Origin of the sequence: Ensifer sesbaniae (assembly GCF_013283665.1) — a bacterium.
GTDB lineage: Bacteria > Pseudomonadota > Alphaproteobacteria > Rhizobiales > Rhizobiaceae > Ensifer > Ensifer sesbaniae.
In genome coordinates, this window is the sequence record NZ_JABEKU010000001.1 from 126,919 (window position 1) to 142,819 (window position 15,901).

General features: G+C 58.7%; 15 protein-coding genes. 7 read left to right on the plus strand and 8 right to left on the minus strand.

Features of this window, described 5'->3' with window-relative positions; all coding sequences use genetic code 11:
* Window positions 1-28: 28 nt before the first annotated feature.
* Both BHMPCIPO_RS00560 and BHMPCIPO_RS00565 read right to left on the minus strand, forming a co-directional pair.
* On the minus strand, window positions 29-1,921 hold the full coding sequence (locus tag BHMPCIPO_RS00560) for a hybrid sensor histidine kinase/response regulator (RefSeq protein ID WP_173514959.1): 1,893 nt from the start codon (window positions 1,919-1,921) through the stop codon (window positions 29-31).
* A gap of 13 nt (window positions 1,922-1,934) precedes the next feature.
* Entirely contained in the window at window positions 1,935-2,675 is a 741-nt protein-coding gene (locus tag BHMPCIPO_RS00565; RefSeq protein ID WP_173514960.1) for a helix-turn-helix domain-containing protein, read from the minus strand.
* A 124-nt stretch (window positions 2,676-2,799) separates the two neighbouring features.
* On the opposite strand from BHMPCIPO_RS00565, the gene BHMPCIPO_RS00570 reads away from it, so the two are divergent.
* A complete protein-coding gene (locus BHMPCIPO_RS00570; protein ID WP_173514961.1) occupies window positions 2,800-3,540 on the plus strand; it encodes a response regulator in 741 nt (246 codons plus the stop codon).
* A gap of 32 nt (window positions 3,541-3,572) precedes the next feature.
* Here BHMPCIPO_RS00570 and BHMPCIPO_RS00575 read toward each other — a convergent pair whose 3' ends face one another.
* Window positions 3,573-4,016 (minus strand): hypothetical protein, encoded by a 444-nt coding sequence (locus tag BHMPCIPO_RS00575; protein WP_173514962.1) that lies wholly within the window; start codon window positions 4,014-4,016, stop codon window positions 3,573-3,575.
* A gap of 217 nt (window positions 4,017-4,233) precedes the next feature.
* Between BHMPCIPO_RS00575 and argF the strand changes: the two genes are divergently transcribed.
* From argF to BHMPCIPO_RS00600, 5 genes are all read left to right on the plus strand, one after another.
* Window positions 4,234-5,229: an ornithine carbamoyltransferase gene (argF, locus tag BHMPCIPO_RS00580; protein ID WP_173514963.1), complete on the plus strand. Its 996-nt coding sequence runs from the start codon at window positions 4,234-4,236 to the stop codon at window positions 5,227-5,229.
* Between the two features lie 100 nt (window positions 5,230-5,329).
* The gene (locus tag BHMPCIPO_RS00585; RefSeq protein WP_173518039.1) at window positions 5,330-6,925 is read left to right on the plus strand and encodes an MBL fold metallo-hydrolase; all 1,596 of its coding nucleotides are present in this window, start codon (window positions 5,330-5,332) and stop codon (window positions 6,923-6,925) included.
* A gap of 48 nt (window positions 6,926-6,973) precedes the next feature.
* Window positions 6,974-7,525 carry a hypothetical protein gene (locus tag BHMPCIPO_RS00590; protein WP_173514964.1) on the plus strand — a complete coding sequence of 184 codons (552 nt, stop codon included), beginning with the start codon at window positions 6,974-6,976 and terminating at the stop codon, window positions 7,523-7,525.
* 81 nt (window positions 7,526-7,606) lie between these two features.
* Window positions 7,607-8,932, plus strand: coding sequence for a trypsin-like peptidase domain-containing protein (locus BHMPCIPO_RS00595; RefSeq protein WP_173514965.1), 1,326 nt, complete (start codon window positions 7,607-7,609; stop codon window positions 8,930-8,932).
* Window positions 8,933-8,995: 63 nt separating this feature from the next.
* Window positions 8,996-10,108: a site-2 protease family protein gene (locus tag BHMPCIPO_RS00600; RefSeq protein ID WP_173514966.1), complete on the plus strand. Its 1,113-nt coding sequence runs from the start codon at window positions 8,996-8,998 to the stop codon at window positions 10,106-10,108.
* Window positions 10,109-10,630: 522 nt separating this feature from the next.
* Here the strand turns inward: BHMPCIPO_RS00600 and BHMPCIPO_RS00605 are convergent.
* From BHMPCIPO_RS00605 to groL, 5 genes are all read right to left on the minus strand, one after another.
* Window positions 10,631-11,074 carry a baeRF12 domain-containing protein gene (locus tag BHMPCIPO_RS00605; protein WP_173514967.1) on the minus strand — a complete coding sequence of 148 codons (444 nt, stop codon included), beginning with the start codon at window positions 11,072-11,074 and terminating at the stop codon, window positions 10,631-10,633.
* A gap of 44 nt (window positions 11,075-11,118) precedes the next feature.
* Window positions 11,119-11,949, minus strand: a complete 831-nt coding sequence (locus tag BHMPCIPO_RS00610) for a universal stress protein (protein ID WP_173514968.1) — start codon at window positions 11,947-11,949, stop codon at window positions 11,119-11,121.
* 79 nt (window positions 11,950-12,028) lie between these two features.
* A complete protein-coding gene (locus BHMPCIPO_RS00615) occupies window positions 12,029-12,556 on the minus strand; it encodes an Hsp20/alpha crystallin family protein (protein WP_173514969.1) in 528 nt (175 codons plus the stop codon).
* 352 nt (window positions 12,557-12,908) lie between these two features.
* Window positions 12,909-13,226: an ATPase inhibitor subunit zeta gene (locus tag BHMPCIPO_RS00620; RefSeq protein WP_173514970.1), complete on the minus strand. Its 318-nt coding sequence runs from the start codon at window positions 13,224-13,226 to the stop codon at window positions 12,909-12,911.
* A gap of 25 nt (window positions 13,227-13,251) precedes the next feature.
* The gene (gene groL / locus BHMPCIPO_RS00625; RefSeq protein ID WP_173514971.1) at window positions 13,252-14,874 is read right to left on the minus strand and encodes a chaperonin GroEL; all 1,623 of its coding nucleotides are present in this window, start codon (window positions 14,872-14,874) and stop codon (window positions 13,252-13,254) included.
* A 172-nt stretch (window positions 14,875-15,046) separates the two neighbouring features.
* On the opposite strand from groL, the gene BHMPCIPO_RS00630 reads away from it, so the two are divergent.
* A complete protein-coding gene (locus BHMPCIPO_RS00630; RefSeq protein WP_173514972.1) occupies window positions 15,047-15,853 on the plus strand; it encodes a universal stress protein in 807 nt (268 codons plus the stop codon).
* The last annotated feature ends 48 nt before the right edge of the window (window positions 15,854-15,901 follow it).

Here is a 15,901-nt window from a genome sequence, read left to right on the forward strand (position 1 = left end):
GGGCCGGCGCGCGATCAAGGCGACCGCGTCAATCGAGCAGTTCGCGCAGGCGCTTTGCGAGTTTTCTCGTCGTATAGGGTTTCAGCAGCCACGAAGCGCCTTCGGGAAGCTTTTCTTCGGTGAGGCTCGGGGCTGCATAGCCCGACGTTACGAGTATCTTCATTCCAGGGCGGAGTCTGTGAACGTGCTGCGCGAGCTCGTTACCGGTCATCCCGCCAGGCATGACCATGTCGGTGAACACAAGAGAAACCTCCGGGTGGTCGGCGAGAAGCCGAAGGGCTTCAGTGCCAGTCTCGGCCTCGACAACCCCATAGCCGGCGTCCAAGAGCCGCGCGACCACAATGCGGCGGACGCGGGCGTCGTCTTCGACGACGAGAATGGTCTCGCGTCCTTGTGGTACGGGCTCGGGTGCAGGATCCTTCGGCTCGCCTGTCTCGTCGGTCTGTAATTTTTCCTTCGCCGCCGGCAGGAAGAGCCGTACGCTCGTGCCGCGGTCCGGTTCGCTATAGAGCTGTACATGGCCGCCGGACTGCTTGACGAAGCCATAGACCATGCTGAGACCGAGCCCGCTTCCCGCTCCAGTGGGCTTGGTCGTAAAAAAGGGCTCAAACGCGCGGCGTCTGACATCGTCGGACATACCGACACCGGTATCGCTGACGGTGACGAGGACATAGCGCCCCATTCGCACATCCGGATACATGAGGGCATAATCCTGGTCCAGGTTTGCCTTCGAGACCTCGATCGTGAGCCGCCCGCCCGCCCGCATCGCATCGCGCGCATTCAATGCGAGGTTCAAAAGCGCGTTCTGAAACTGTGCGACATCAACCAGAACGACGTTGTCGGAGCCACGAACCAGTGTCGACAACTCCACTGTTTCGCCGAGCGTTCGACCCAGGAGGTTCGCGAAGGTGCCGATTAGTCCGCCGACGTCTACGAGTTTCGGAGCAAGGGGCTGGCGTCGGCCAAAGGCAAGCAGTTGCGCCGTGAGCTTTGCGCCGTCATCCGCTGCGGCCTGTGCCTCTTGCAGAAGATGCCTGAGGTTCTGATCCTCGAGGCGAGCCTCGATCATTTCGAGGTTGCCGATGATGACAGTCAGCAGATTGTTGAAGTCGTGCGCCAGCCCACCGGTGAGTTGCCCGACGGCCTCCATCTTCTGTGCCTGTCGCAGTTCCTCATCAATGCGTTGACGGCTGGTCAGATCCCGAATGAAGCCGGTAAAGATCCGACCTTCGGCGGATCGGGCTTCTCCGACGGACAGTTCCATGGGGAAGGTTGTGCCGTCCTTGCGCCTGCCAGTCACAACTCGCCCTATTCCAATGATCCGCCGCTCCCCCGTGCGCAGGTAATTTGCGAGATAGCGATCATGCGCCTCGCGGTCAGGAGACGGCATCAGAATCTTCACGTTCGACCCGCGGACCTCATTCTCCGCAAAGCCGAAGAGCCGTTCCGCCGCCGCGCTGAAAGAGGTGATGAGCCCCATCTCGTCAATCACCACCATTGCTTCCGGCACGGTGTCGAGGATAGACCTAAGATGGGATTCTCTTGAAACGAGGTCGACCTGGGCGTGTTTCAAATTGGTGATATCGCTGTCAAGCTGTACGATAAGATCGCTTTCACCATTTAGAAGACCGACCCAGAGGCTTGAAACGAAGACCTTGCTTCCATCCTTGCGTTTTTGCGCGAGTTCGCCGGACCATGACCCGTGTCGTTCAATATGCTGATGGATATCTTTGACTGGTTCGGGAAATGTGGTGGCAAGCAGATGGTGAACGACTTCACCTTGCGCTTCAGCCCGTGGCCAACCGTAAAGTCGCTCGCAGCCTTTGCTCCAGTGACTGATCCTTCCGCTGGTCTCATGCACGATCAGGTTCGCGTCCTTGAGGAGACCAACGATTGTCCCGACCCTCGTTTGTGTCATCATCACCGCCACGTTCTCAGGCGAAACCGGCTCGTCTTCCCCCGTTGGACATCGGAGCCGAACGAAAATCGCAACCGTCGCCATCCGCGATCGATTGAAGCATATGCCTTTTCAAGATTATGATCGAGCGCCGGTCGGGAGCAACGATGATACCCTTGCTCGCGAATTTCGTTATGGTGCGAGATACCGTCTCGATGGTCATATTCAAATAGTCGGCAATATCAAGCCGGGTCATTGGAAGATCGACGAAGGCACTTGGTTCGGCGTCTCTGTCGTTCGCCATAAGAAGCAGAAAATTCGCAACCTTCTCGTCGGCACTGCGGCGTGACAACAACACCGCCTGGTCCTGGGCTGCAGTCATTTCGTCGCAAAGCTTGGAAAAGAGCTGTTGTCGAAGGTGCGGCTGGAGCGCCACCTCGTCTTCAAAACGACGACGAGGATATCGACGCAGCCTGACTTCAGTTATCGCTTCGACCGTGTAGAGGTAACGGTCCTTGAGAGAGACGCCCAAGAGATCACCGGGATGCAGAAACCCCACGATGACCCTGCGGCCATCGGCAAGCAGGCGCAATGCGCGCAGCATGCCGCCTTCAACCTGAAACACATATTTGGCATCGTCACCTTGCCAGAAAAGCGCTTGGCCTGGCGCAGCCTCGATGACGGGTTGAAGACTGAAGACGGATGATAGATCCGGTGGAGCGAGGGAACATCCCAGTGTTCCGAGACCGTCCTGCATAGCAACTGATTGAAGGGTCATCGCACATCCTCCATCTGACGCTGGGTAGAGAGGATTTCAACATCTGTGCGTGAACCGGTATCGACGCGCCTGCAACAATTGGTGCTATAGTGTGACGGAATGTAACAGCGCTTCGGGGCAGGTTATGGCGAACGCTCGAAACGAGCCGGACCTCGTGCTTGTCGTGGATGATGATCCACGTATAAGGCAGATGTTGTCACGCTATTTCGAAGGGGAAGGCTACCGGGTAAGCCTCGCTGGCGATGGTCGGGAAATGCGCAGCAGGCTCGAGAAAACCCATGTGGATATCGTTTTGCTCGATCTGGGTCTTCCGGGAGAAGACGGGCTGTCGCTGGCCCGCGAACTTCGTGCCCATTCCGACATTCCCATTATCATGCTGACCGGCCGGGACGATGTGGTTGATCGTGTGGTTGGCCTTGAAATCGGCGCCGATGACTATATCACGAAGCCCTTTCACCTTCGCGAAGTCCTCGCACGGGTGAGGGGTGCGCTTCGCCGTCGGCGTCCTCTTGCCGCGGTGGCTCCGGAAGTGCAAACGAGCGAGACCTTTTGTTTCGAAGGGTTGCGTCTCGACGTCGCTTGTCGTCGGTTGACATCTAAGGACGGCCGCGAAATCGCCTTGACGACGGCCGAGTTCGATATGCTCTGCACTCTTGTGAGACATGCCGGCCGTGTCCTCAAACGAGACGTATTGATGGACCTGACCCGCGGCAGATCACTGGAGGCCTACGACCGCGTGATCGACGCCCAGATCGCGAGATTGCGCCGCAAGGTCGAAAGGGACCCGCGCCGTCCGGAGCTGATCAAATCCGTCCGCGGAGTGGGCTATGTCTTCAGCGCACGGACGGTGAAGCAGGACGCTTAGGCTTTCGTCTCGATCACCCGGTCGCGCAGATTTCAGCGCAGCGGGATAACTATCCCGTCGGCCTCCCCATCAGACGTTCCGTTGGCAACCGGCCATCGGTCCGGCGTAAGACTTGCGATATGAATGGCGCCGCAATGTCTATCGAGCGCCGTTACCCTCAAATATCCGAGCAGGGCGCCGCAGACGCCACGCGCGTCGCCGGCGCTGGCTATGACAAAGACCGGAACGGAGAGGTATCGGCCCAGACATTCGCGATGCCTCACACGCAGGATGGCTATGCCCTTGACGTAACCGAGTGAATTCTCGGCAACTGCAATCTCCTCCACATAGGGAGAGGGATACTTTCGTACGAGAGCCGCTGCACAGGTCTGCCGCCATGCAGCACGGTCGATGCCGTAGCCCAGGGCGCCTATAAGGCAGTAGGCCCGTTCGACCTGTGCTGCTTTGATTGGGGCGACGGCATAGGCGGAAGCCATGATATCCTTCCCGATGAATGGATCGGATTGAACGAACCTGCCGAACCCGGAACTTAGCGCCGTGCGATCGCAGGCTCTTCTCCAGGATGGTGGCAATGCTCACCACGAGACTACTTTTCCCGTCAGCCGGGAAGCCGTCATTGACGCGCGTCAATGCCGCCAACTGATATCTGCCCTTTATTTGTCTCAAAGAGCGCCTCGATAAGGAGAATGCGTCATGTCGATCGATCTGCGCGGTCGCAGCGTGCTCACCCTCGATGATCTGACTGCCGAGGAAATCCACTACTTGCTTCGGCTCGTCGCTGACCTCAAGGAAAAGAAGCGGGCCGGGACCGAGGTCAAGCAGTTGAGTACCAGGAATGTCGCGCTTCTGTGCGAGCGAGATTCGATCCACGCGCATGCCGCCTTTGAAGTCGCGGCCCACGACCAAGGTGCGAATGTTACGTTGATTGGACCGTCAACCGGTCACACGCGATATCGGGAGTCGGTCAGGGACACGGCTCGTTTCCTCGGCCGACTGTACGACGCAATTGGATATATCGGGCATTCCCAAGCCACTGCGGAAGAGCTCGCCAAATGGAGTTGTGTGCCTGTTTACAATGGGATGACGGACGAGTCACACCCTACGCAGGCTTTGGCCGACCTTGTGACAATGCAGCAATGCAGCGACAAGCCTCTCGACGAAATGATCGTGGCCTTCCTTGGGGATGGACGCAGCAACGTCGCAAGATCACTGGCAGTGGCCGCGTCAAGGCTTGGCATCGACCTTCGCATCGTATCGCCGCAAAATTTCTGGCCGGAGATCCCCTTCGTCGAACGTGTGACGTCGACGGCAAGGGACAATGGCGGGCAGATAACCGTGCTGGAGCATGTCGGTACCGGCATTCTCGGCGCTGACTTTATTTACACGGCTCCCTGGTTTGCCGAGGGAGACGTCCGTTGGGCGGAGCGGGTGAGGCACCTTGCACCTTTTGCGGTCAGAGAGAACGTAATGGAAGCAACTTACAACCCGCACACGAAGCTGATGCACAGCCTACCCGCCTGGCACTGGCGGGAAGATGAGGTCCGGGCGCGCATCGCCAAGCGCTTCGGCGTCGAGTGCATGGAGGTGTGTGATGGCGTCTTTGAGTCCAAATCCTCAATCGTGTTCGATCAGGCCGAAAATCGCATGCCGGCAATCAAGGCGCTTCTCGTGGCCACGCTTGCCGGTTGAGCGCGGCGGTCCGGCCCTTCCGCGAGCGCCCAGGTTATACTCGAAATGACGCGGTCCCCCGGGAATGCCTGCCCGACGATAAGAAATGGAGTTTGTGCAGATGGTCACTCAACCCCTCATTCGATTTCACGGCGCCGCAGGCACAGTTACCGGCTCATGCCAACTGATTGAGCTGGGGGCGACGAGAATTCTGGTTGACTGTGGGCTGTTCCAAGGGTCCAAGACGGAGAAGGAACTTAACTATCGCCCGTTCCCCTTCGATGTTGACAGCATCGACGCAGTGATCCTGACACATGCCCATATCGACCACTCCGGTCTGCTCCCGAAGCTCGTCAAACTTGGCTACGAGGGGCCGATCTTCGCGACGCCCGCGACGACTGACCTGTGTTCCGTGATGCTGCCGGACTCTGCCCATATCCAGGAGAGTGAGGTCGACCAACTCAATCGCCGCAACCTCAGGCGCGGACGCGGCACCGTGACGCCGATATACACTGCCCGAGACGCAGCGGTGGCGGTCACGCTATTCAGGCAGGTGCGCCTTGGTGTGTGGGAGAGAGCGGCCGACGGGGTGCGCTTTCGGTTCTGGAATGCGGGCCACCTGCTCGGTTCCGCTTCGGTAGAAGTCGAGCTCGGCACGTCCCCCACTCCCCTCAGGGTACTTTTTTCGGGTGATATCGGCCCACATCACAAACTTCTTCAATATGACGCGGCCGCACCGACGGGCTGGGATTATGTCGTATGCGAAAGCACCTACGGCGATGTCGAGCGGGAAGACGCCAGCGACGAAACCAGGCGGCGCATTTTGCGCTCGGAAGTGACGGAAGCCACCCATCCTGCGGGCGCTTTGATCATTCCGTCCTTTGCGGTGGAGCGAACGCAGGAACTCCTCACTGATCTTGTCCACCTGATGGACACCGGTAGAATCGCGACTTGTCCGATTATCATCGACTCGCCTTTGGCGACCCGCGCGAGCGAGATCTTTCGCAGGCACGCCAAGGAACTCGAGAATGGTGACCTGCTCGTCAAGGCCCTGCAAGCCAAGCACGTGCGCTTTACCGAGACGCCCGAGCAATCGAAAGCGATCGATTTCACCAAGGGATTTCACATTGTCATTGCCGCCAGCGGAATGTGCGAGGCTGGTCGTATAAGGCATCGCTTGAAGAATTGGCTCTGGCGGGACGAGGGTACGGTGCTCCTTGTCGGTTACCAAGCCGCCGGCACCTTGGGACGAATTCTTGCAGACGGGGCCTCGGTGGTGCGCATTCAAGGCGAGGACATTCGCGTGCGCGCACGCATCAGGAAGCTGGACATCTATAGCGGGCATGCCGATGGCAGAGAGCTTGCAGAATGGGTGCGGTCCCGCGAGCCAATCGGTGCCGGCGTATTCTTGGTGCACGGTGAAGATGCGGCTCTGGATGGGTTGAGGCAACGGCTTCAGACATTCCTGCCGGAGGACAAGGTGGTTCGTCCGCGTTTGGACGCAGCGTTCCGTTTAGACGTGAAGGGAGCGGTCGAAGTATCCGAAGGCGTCTCCCCACCACGTATCGATCCACTTCGCGCAGGGCGGATGGACTGGAACAACGACTTGCAATCACTGGTACTCGACTTGCAAGCGGAACTGGCCAAGGCAGCCGACGACAAAGCACGAGGCGTGGTCATTCGCCGCGTGCGGCGGGCACTGAATGCGGACGCTTGAGCCGCCGCACAGGCCAGCGACGAAGCGATTCAACCTGGAGCAGGCACGTTGGACGAGACATCATCAACCGGCGAGCGCCATACGATACTGATCCGCATCGATCAGTTGGCTCGGCTCTTCAATTCGCTTGATCCTACACCTTTCCATGAGCGGGATCTGGACGAGGACGCCGAGCGCTTCATTGTCGAATGGGCTGAGGAAGCTCCTAAAGATCGAGTAATTGCAATCGTCGTACAGTTGCCTCCAGGGGAAGCCGACATGGCGGTCACACGTGTCGTTCAGGACGCGATGCGCTACAATTTCGAAAGCCGCTGCAAGCAAGCCAGTCGCGAGCTGCGTCAACTTCTGAGGGAGGGACGGCAAGCATTGTTCATCGGTATTCCGATCCTCGCATTCAGTTTGATCGCAAGTCAGCTTGTGACCAACCTGTCAGGTGAGGGTGCGTTGTCGCGTGTCACCAGCGAAAGCCTCGTCATCTTCGGTTGGGTCGCAAATTGGCGGGCGCTCGAGATATTTCTCTACGACTGGTGGCCGATCATGCGAAGGCGCCGGCTCTATCGTCGTCTGGCCGCAGCGGAAATCCGGGTACTATCGTTCTGACATCCTGGTTTTTCCTTGATGCGCGTCAATGCGCGGGTGCACACAGGTGAGATCCTAATATCCTTGCCAGGAGTGCAGGATATGCAGAATTTCCGGAGGTTCATACTTGCCGTAGCGATCTGCGCGTTCGCCGCTTCGTCGACTCCAGCAAGTGGATTTGACGCCGATTTCTCTGGCACCTTAGCGCGAGTTAGATCTGCGGTTGTCGGTATCAGCAGCACCGCCAACCGCATACTGACGAACGAACTGCTGGACGATGCGAACGTGCGAAAGATCCTGGGCCTCCCGGATGGTGTTCTTATCGTGCAAAGCGGTGCTACCGTCACGGGCTCCGGCGTGATCATCGACAGCGAGCACGGTTACATCGTCACAAACAGTCATGTGATCGCCGATGCCGACGACATCGTGGTGACGCTAAAGGATGGCCGTGTTTTGCAGGCCGAAGTTGTGGGCAGTGATGCGCCAACTGATCTTGCTGTGATCAAGATTGGTGCACCGGGCCTGGTTGCCCTTGACTGGGGGCGTTCATCCGGTCTGAAGGTTGGCGATTTTGTGGCTGCCATCGGCAGTCCGCTCGGCTTGGAACAGACCGCAACTTTTGGGATCGTAAGTGGTCTGGGGCGGTCCGGTCTCGGTATCGATGAGTACGAGGACTATATTCAGACTGATGCAGCCCTCAACCCCGGAAACTCTGGTGGGGCGCTTGTCAACGCAACAGGCGAGCTCCTGGGCGTGATACGCGGGGTGCCGCCACCGAATGAAGGCGCCCAGGGTATTGGTTTTGTCATTCCATCCGAGTTCGCGTCCAAAATCGTTCGCGCTCTTGTTAAGGACGGCGAGGTCCGGCGCGGATGGCTTGGTGTTTCAGTCACTCTTTCGCAGGCAGATGTGGGCGCGACGCAAAATCTGGTCGTTGACCGGCTGGTCTGCAATTCGGCGGCCGAGAGGCAAGGGGTGAAGCTTGGCGATGCCGTGACAGCACTCAACGGCCACGCGGTCTCGACCGAGGCCGCTTTCAAGAATGCAGTCAGCCTGCTGGCGCCCGATGCCCGCGTCATCCTGGACATCCGGCGCGGTGGAAGGGTGCAGAGATTGGAGTTGACGCTTGCCGATCCCGGTAGCGTGCAAAGCGCTCCGGTCCATCGCGCTTTGGAAGCGGTGACCCTTGGCTTGCCTGTTTCATCACGTTCGCGCGCGTGCACGCCAAACGGACCGATTTTTCTGGAGGTACCATCCGACAGCATTGCATACGCCGCTGGCCTCCGGACGGGTGACTATCTGACCTCGATCAATGGCGAGCCGGCCATCTCGGCGGCGCAAATTCAAGACCTGTTGGACGCGTCTGATGGTAAGATTTCGCTCGATATCTTGCGCGCAGGTACAGCCTATCGAATCGAGGCTGATTAGGCGCATCTCTTTTCTTTGCTATGCTCGGGGTCAGTTCACGGATTATTAGAACGAGAGAACGTCATGCAATGGTCCTTCAAACTTGGCTCCGTCGCGGGGACCGAAATCCGCGTGCACGTAACATTCGCCCTGCTGCTCGTTTGGATCTGGGTCATGCACTACCGGATCGGGGGCCCGCCGGCTGCCTGGGAGGGAGTTGCCTTCGTCATCAGTGTTTTTCTCTGTGTGGTGCTTCATGAGTTCGGGCATATTGCCGCTGCTCGCCACTTTGGCATCAAGACACCGGACATCACTCTCTTGCCGATTGGGGGCCTTGCGCGGTTAGAGCGCAACCCAACCAAGCCGCTCGAAGAATTTGTGATTGCCATTGCGGGACCGCTGGTCAATGTCGTGATTGCTGGTCTCGTCATCATAGTCGTCGGAGGCGCACTGGGCTGGGAACAACTGCTGTCGCCGCAGGACCCCCGCGTCGATTTCCTGGCGCGGCTCGCGGGCGTCAATATCTTTCTGGTCGTATTCAACATGATCCCCGCCTTCCCGATGGATGGCGGGCGCGTCCTCAGGGCAATTCTAGCCTGGCGTTTGTCATGGACGCGCGCCACCACGCTTGCGGCTCACACCGGGCAAGCCATTGCCTTGGCAATGGGAATTTTTGGTGTCTTCTTCAACCCATTGCTTATCCTGATTGCCATCTTCGTCTATCTCGCGGCGGAGACAGAAGCGCAAGGCAGCGAACTTCAGGCAATCTCCGCCGGCACGAGCGTCTCTGACGTGATGATTACCGACTTTGCGACGCTCGGGCCCCGGGCCTGTGTCGGCGAGGCCGTAGAGCTCCTGCTTGCGACGAGCCAGAGCGAGTTTCCCGTCTTGAACGAGGCGGGCCGGTTCGAAGGACTGATGACGCGCGAAGGCATAGTCCAGGCGATGAGAGAAAGGGGTGCTGGCGCGCCCGTGATCACGGTGATGCGTCGCGACATCCCCACGGTGGATGGTCAGTCTCCGATCGACGCGAGCGTGAGGCTCATGCAGGAAGCAAGCACGTCGGCTGTGCCTGTAGTAGATCACAACCAACGAGTTGTCGGCCTCATGAATTACGAAACCATCGGGGAACTGCTGATGCTTCGCAACGCTGATGGGCGCTTTCGGCCGGGCGGTCGCGTGCGCCGCTCGCGCTAGAGCATTCTGCTTTCAAGTGGTATCGCTTGAAAGCAGAAAGATGCTCTAGAATCAAAGTGCTAGGGCATCCTTTGTGCATTCACATGAACGCACGGCGCTATAGGCACACAATTGCTGTCTATCGCTCGACGACTGCGACCCCTTCCGCGATGCGGTCACTTGAATAAAGAATGACCCTCTCACCCGAAACCATCCCGTCGCGGATCTCCACTTCCAGGCTGTTGCGCTGCCCCACAAGGACTGTTTTTTGATCGGGCGTGGCCGTTCTTAGCGATGAAAACCACCCATTTGCCCCTTTGCCGGAACATTGCGCCTACAGCGCCGCGCGTCTTTTCAGACGCGCAAAGGTCGCTGTAGGACTTTGATTTTCTGCATGTCTTCGCCCTTAAATCGAGGTCGATTTAAGGAGACATGCAGTAGTGGCAGTTTGAGCACCTGGCCCTCCAAAAGGATGATCTGAACCATCCCTTGTGCCGCTCTGTGATTACGGGCGCCAGACGTCACGCTAACGCCGTCCACGCCTTAATTAGAGAAGTATCTTTCGATGTCCGCGACTTCGAATTTGACCAGATCTTTTGCCAGTTCCGCAGTAACCACGGACCGCGCACGGGGGTCGAGCTGCCTGCGCAGCTGGCCAAGTACGCGCGGGGGCGCAACAAGCACGAGATTCTTGATGTCCTCGTCGCGTGCGAGAGCCGATAGTTTGCCTGCAATGTTGGCGACAAATCGTTCTTCGGCCTGTTCGTGCCAGTCGGTCTGCTCAACCTTGCTTCGTGCGCTGCCGGCCGACTGATGAACCCTGCCCTCGCGATCGCTTCCCATCATTCGCGTCGGTGGTTCAAAGTTTACGATGGAATCCATCGTAATAAAGTTGAGGCGTTCGGCATCCCCCGCATTGCGTATGACAAGGGCGCGGCCCCCGTCGCATGCGAAAACCCAGCAATCGTGCGGAATTCTCGGCTTCATGACTGTGCCCTTTCTGCCTAGGAACGTCTGGGATATTCATCCGTTCAATGCGCCATCAAAATCGGTAATTTCGCCTCCTTGAGCATGGATTTCGTGACACCTCCGAGGATGAGCTCCAGCAGTTTGGAATGCCCGTAGGCACCCATGACAATCATATCGGCGTTGATGTCCAGTGCATGCCGCTGCAGGGTGTCGGTCACGAAGCGGCCCGCGCTCGGCAGGGTCTCGACCGAGACGTTGACGCCGTGGCGCGCGAGATAAGTCGCGATATCGGCTCCCGGCTCGTCGCCGCTCACTCTCGACGCGGCAACCGGGTCGACCATTGTGACGTGAACGGACTGAGCCAGCTTCATCATTTCGAGCGCTTCCCTTGCGGCATGCGCTGCGCTCGGGCGCGAATCCCACGCCAGCAGTATCGTCTTCGGTCTCAATGTTGCGTTCGCGTCACGAGGGACGAACAAGACGGGCCGTCCCGCTTGGAAAAGCCCACCGCTGACTACCTGCGACTTCAAGTCGTCGTTCGCGAAGACCCCCGGGCCGGCCACGACCAGATCCGCGTAGACGGCTCTTTCGCCGATGTCGTAGGCGGGGCCTGCGACTTCCGCATATATGCTGTCGACATCAAACGACAACTCGGCCGTTGCGAGGCGCTCGCGGATCTTGACAATGCGCTCGGAAAGTTGCTGCAGGTTGCGCTCGCGCACTTCCAGCCAGCTCGGCGATAGCGTCTGGTAGCGCCCGGTAGGCACGGGCGCCATAGCAACGAGAAGGGCGCTGAGATGAGCGCTCACCTCGCCGCCGAGTTTCATCGCCGTCTCCAAATCTTCGGCGCTTTCATGCTCGCCGAGCACGTTCAGAATTGTCTTGAATGACATGATTTCCTCCCTTTTCTACTTTCTACGCGCAGCGCTCCGCAGAGTGCTTGAGCTCATTGCGGAGCGGGGCGCTCGAGCGCTAGGCGGCGTTCACCTGGATCTTGCGATCGTTCTGTTGAGCCTCCTTGGTCTTTGGCAGGGTGATTGTCAGTACGCCTTTCGAGAAGGTCGCTGCAATCTCGTCGGCCTTCACGCCCTCAGGCATTCTGAAGGCGCGCTGGAATGAGCCGTAACGCCGCTCCGACAGCACGTACTCTTTGTCTTTTTCTTCTTTAACTTCCTGCTTTTCCCCGCGGATTGTCAGGTTTCCGTTGGATACCTTCACCTCGATATCCTTCTCGTCGATCCCTGGCAGCTCAGCGGTGATCTCGTAGCTTGTCTCCTTTTCCACGAGATCGACGGCCGGTGCGATTGCCCAAGTCGGCAAGAGAGATGCCCGCTGAACCTGAGCCGGCCCGAAGGGGAGCCGCCAGAAACTCGGCGTGAAGTCGTCGAACAGGCGGTCGATTTCGGCCCGAAGGCCTTCAAAAGGCAACCACGACTCCGGACGGGAACGAGCTGTCTTTTCGTCTTGCTTGATGGGAAGTTTGGTTGCTGGCTCAGCCATGACTGGTTTCTCCTTTGAATGGACGTGGGCGTGCGGCCGGCGACACGTGAGAGAGCCGATCTTCCGATCCTTCCTCTGCGGCCTGGTGCCGCCCGACCAGCAGACTTCGCAATTAGACCGCGTTCTCGAAGGCAGCGCATTGACGCCCGTCAAAGGTCGTGTGTCGCTGCTTTGACGCAGCGCGACGCGAGGCATTGCCAATCATGTCGTTATTGAAAAGTGGCCAGCGCTCCGGTATTTCGTCGATTGCGGCATCGATTCCGTCACGCCCAACAGTTTCGTCGCGGTAAAACGGACGATCGCCGCCGCGGAGCGACGCACGAGACAAGGTAGAGATTGAGGCAAGCCAGCTTCATTCCTCGGCCTCGAGCTGTTCGGCTGCCACAAACAGGAGCGCGCGCATTTTCTCCTGCAGCATTCCCTTATCGGCCGCCACGTTAGCTGCACGGAGGTCACCGAGAACCTTCAGCAAGACATCATCGTCTCCCGGCTCTGTTTGACCGGCCGTGATCACCTCTTCCACATAGGCCGACGTGTCTGCGCGTCCGATAACTTGGGCCGCCCATTTCGCCAGAATGCGATTACGCCGATCTCGAACCCTAATTGCCCTTTCGAAATCGAGAAAGTACTTCTCTTCAAGGGCCTTTTCGCGTTCGTTCAGTGCCGTCATCATGGTGCTCCGATGTGTTGGGAGGCTATGATTGCATCGTGGTATCGACGAGGGCGTCCCTCGTCGGCTCCGGAATTTCCGTCATGGTGGCTTCGGTCAGCAGCAGGACACTGGCGACCGAGACGGCATTTTCAAGCGCTACGCGGACGACCTTGGTGGGATCAATAATCCCGGCAGACATCAGATCGACATATTCCTTCCGTCCGGCGTCGAAGCCGTAGTTGCCTTCCCCCTCCATCATCTTCGCCACTACAACGCCGCCATCAGTGGAGGAGTTTTCCGCGATCTGGCGCGCCGGAAGCTCGAGCGCGCGTTTAAGGATCTGCACCCCCGTGCGCTCGTCGCCTTCGCACGCCACTTCCTCATCGGCGACCGCAGCCATGCATCTCAGGAGAGCGAGTCCGCCTCCTGGTAGAATACCTTCGGCAACGGCCGCTTTAGTCGCGCTGATCGCATCATCGAGCGCCTCCTTCTTCGACTTGAGTTCCGCCTCCGTGGCCGCGCCCACCTTGATGACAGCAACTCCGCCTGAGAGCTTTGCCAGTCGCTCCTCAAGTTTCTCTCGGTCGTAGTCGCTCGTCGTCGTGGAGATTTCCCGCCTTATCTGGTCGGCGCGGCCGGCAATCGACTTCTTATCTCCCGCGCCGCCGATGATCGTCGTCGTATCCTTGGTGATGATCACTCGTTCGGCACGGCCAAGTTGTTCGGGTGTCACCGCTTCCAGCTTGATGCCCAATTCTTCGGAAATCAGCTGACCGCCTGTGAGTATGGCTATGTCCTGAAGCAGCGCCTTTCTTCGGTCGCCGAAGCCGGGCGTCTTTACCGCGCAGTTTCGAAGCGTTCCGCGCATCTGGTTAACGATCAGAGTGGCAAGCGCTTCCGTTTCAACGTCTTCAGCGATGATCAGCAACGGCGTGCCAGATTTGGCGACGGCCTCGAGCAGGCCGACGCAGTCCTTAAGGGATGTGATCTTGCGGTCGAAAAGCAGAATGACAGGGCTCTCGAGCGCCACTTCCATCCGCTCCATGTCGGTGACGAAGTAGGGCGAAAGGTAGCCGCGATCAAACTGCATGCCTTCGAGTACATCGAGGACCGTCTCCGTTGATTTCGATTCCTCGACGCTAATGACCCCTTCGTCGCCGACTTTCTCCATCGCTTCTCCAATGAGTGTGCCGATGTGCGTGTCGTTGTGCGCCGAGATGGTTGCCACCTGCTCTTTTTCACGCTTCGAAGAGACTGGGCGCGAATTCTTTCTTAGTTCCGCGACGGCGCGCTTGAGCGCGCGATCCAGACCTCGCTTGATATCGATCGCGCTCGCGCCGGCTACGACGTTGCGCAGCCCGTCGGCGAAGATCGCATGGGCAAGAATGGTAGATGTAGTCGTTCCGTCGCCGACGATTTCGCCGGTCTTTTCCGCCGCCTGTCGTAGCATCCGCGCGCCGAGATTTTCCTCGGGATCCTTCAGATCGAATTCCTTGGCGATCGTCACGCCGTCGTTACAGACGATCGGCGACCCCCATTTTCTCTCTATCAATACGGCCTTCGACCGAGGTCCAAGTGTGACCCGGACCGCATCGGCAAGCTGGGCCGTTCCCCTCAGGATCTTCTCGCGCGCGGCTGAGTGGAAAAGGACTTGCTTGTGCGCCATCGCTCCAATCCTCCGATTGGCAATCTCTAGCACACACGGGGACATGCAACCTTGATGGGCGTCAAAGACATCCTCGGTCGCGCAACTCTGGTCCTTTGACGGCGGTCAAGGTAACGCCGGTCGATTGGTGCTTTGATGGACCAACCGGAACACCAGAACGGGGTTCGTTGCGATGATTTACAATACGATACTGGTAAACCTGAGTATGCACGAAAGTGTCGCGCGGCAGCTGAAATTTGCGCGTGACGTCGCATCGCGCTTCGAGGCAACTCTCGTCGGATTCGCCGCCGGCGACATTCGCACCATTACGGCGCCGCCTCCAGGGGTCTTCATGGATGACGAGTTCATGCGCCTCGAAACGGTCGACATCGAGCGCCGCCTTGACTTGCTCAGAAGCGAATTTGAAGCGGAAGGGGGAGGCACCGGCACCCTACGAACAACCGTAGGCGATCCGACGAAGGAGCTTGCCGCGGCAGCACGGATGGCGGACCTCATCATTGTGAGCACACCACAGGACGGTGGTGAGCATCTTGATCTCGGTGAGCTGATTCATTCGGCCGGCCGACCTATCCTCATCCCGAGGGACGATCTCGAGCCGCTTGTGGCGCACAAGATCGTCGTTGCCTGGAAGGATACGCGGGAGGCGAGACGAGCGGTTGCGGATGCGATGCCATTCCTTGTTCATGCGCGTGAAGTCCTCATCGCCACGGTCGAGGAGCACGATAGGCAGCACGCGATGGAATCGGCCAGTGACGTTGTTCGCCACCTGATCAGCCATGGGGCAAGGGCGCGCGGAGAGATCTTCAAGCGCCTAGAGCCCGGAGACGGCGAGACGCTGATCGGCATCGCCAAGCAATTCGGGGCGGATCTGGTCGTATCGGGGGCATATGGCCATACCAGACTTCGCGAATGGCTCCTGGGAGGGGTTACTCGCACACTGCTTGGTGCGGGGCCTCTCAATCGGTTGATGTCATCCTGATCCGCAAGGCATGTGCCCTGGCCTGGATCCTTATCGGAAAGGCGGCAA

Coding starts and splice junctions, on each gene's coding strand:
- BHMPCIPO_RS00585 (WP_173518039.1), top strand. CDS start 5,330: ATGGTCACTCAACCCCTCATTCGATTTCACGGCGCCGCAGGCACAGTT.
- BHMPCIPO_RS00560 (WP_173514959.1), bottom strand. CDS start 1,921: ATGATGACACAAACGAGGGTCGGGACAATCGTTGGTCTCCTCAAGGAC.
- BHMPCIPO_RS00600 (WP_173514966.1), top strand. CDS start 8,996: ATGCAATGGTCCTTCAAACTTGGCTCCGTCGCGGGGACCGAAATCCGC.
- groL (WP_173514971.1), bottom strand. CDS start 14,874: ATGGCGCACAAGCAAGTCCTTTTCCACTCAGCCGCGCGCGAGAAGATC.
- BHMPCIPO_RS00620 (WP_173514970.1), bottom strand. CDS start 13,226: ATGACGGCACTGAACGAACGCGAAAAGGCCCTTGAAGAGAAGTACTTT.
- BHMPCIPO_RS00565 (WP_173514960.1), bottom strand. CDS start 2,675: ATGACCCTTCAATCAGTTGCTATGCAGGACGGTCTCGGAACACTGGGA.
- BHMPCIPO_RS00630 (WP_173514972.1), top strand. CDS start 15,047: ATGATTTACAATACGATACTGGTAAACCTGAGTATGCACGAAAGTGTC.
- BHMPCIPO_RS00595 (WP_173514965.1), top strand. CDS start 7,607: ATGCAGAATTTCCGGAGGTTCATACTTGCCGTAGCGATCTGCGCGTTC.
- BHMPCIPO_RS00610 (WP_173514968.1), bottom strand. CDS start 11,949: ATGTCATTCAAGACAATTCTGAACGTGCTCGGCGAGCATGAAAGCGCC.
- BHMPCIPO_RS00575 (WP_173514962.1), bottom strand. CDS start 4,016: ATGGCTTCCGCCTATGCCGTCGCCCCAATCAAAGCAGCACAGGTCGAA.
- argF (WP_173514963.1), top strand. CDS start 4,234: ATGTCGATCGATCTGCGCGGTCGCAGCGTGCTCACCCTCGATGATCTG.
- BHMPCIPO_RS00615 (WP_173514969.1), bottom strand. CDS start 12,556: ATGGCTGAGCCAGCAACCAAACTTCCCATCAAGCAAGACGAAAAGACA.
- BHMPCIPO_RS00570 (WP_173514961.1), top strand. CDS start 2,800: ATGGCGAACGCTCGAAACGAGCCGGACCTCGTGCTTGTCGTGGATGAT.
- BHMPCIPO_RS00605 (WP_173514967.1), bottom strand. CDS start 11,074: ATGAAGCCGAGAATTCCGCACGATTGCTGGGTTTTCGCATGCGACGGG.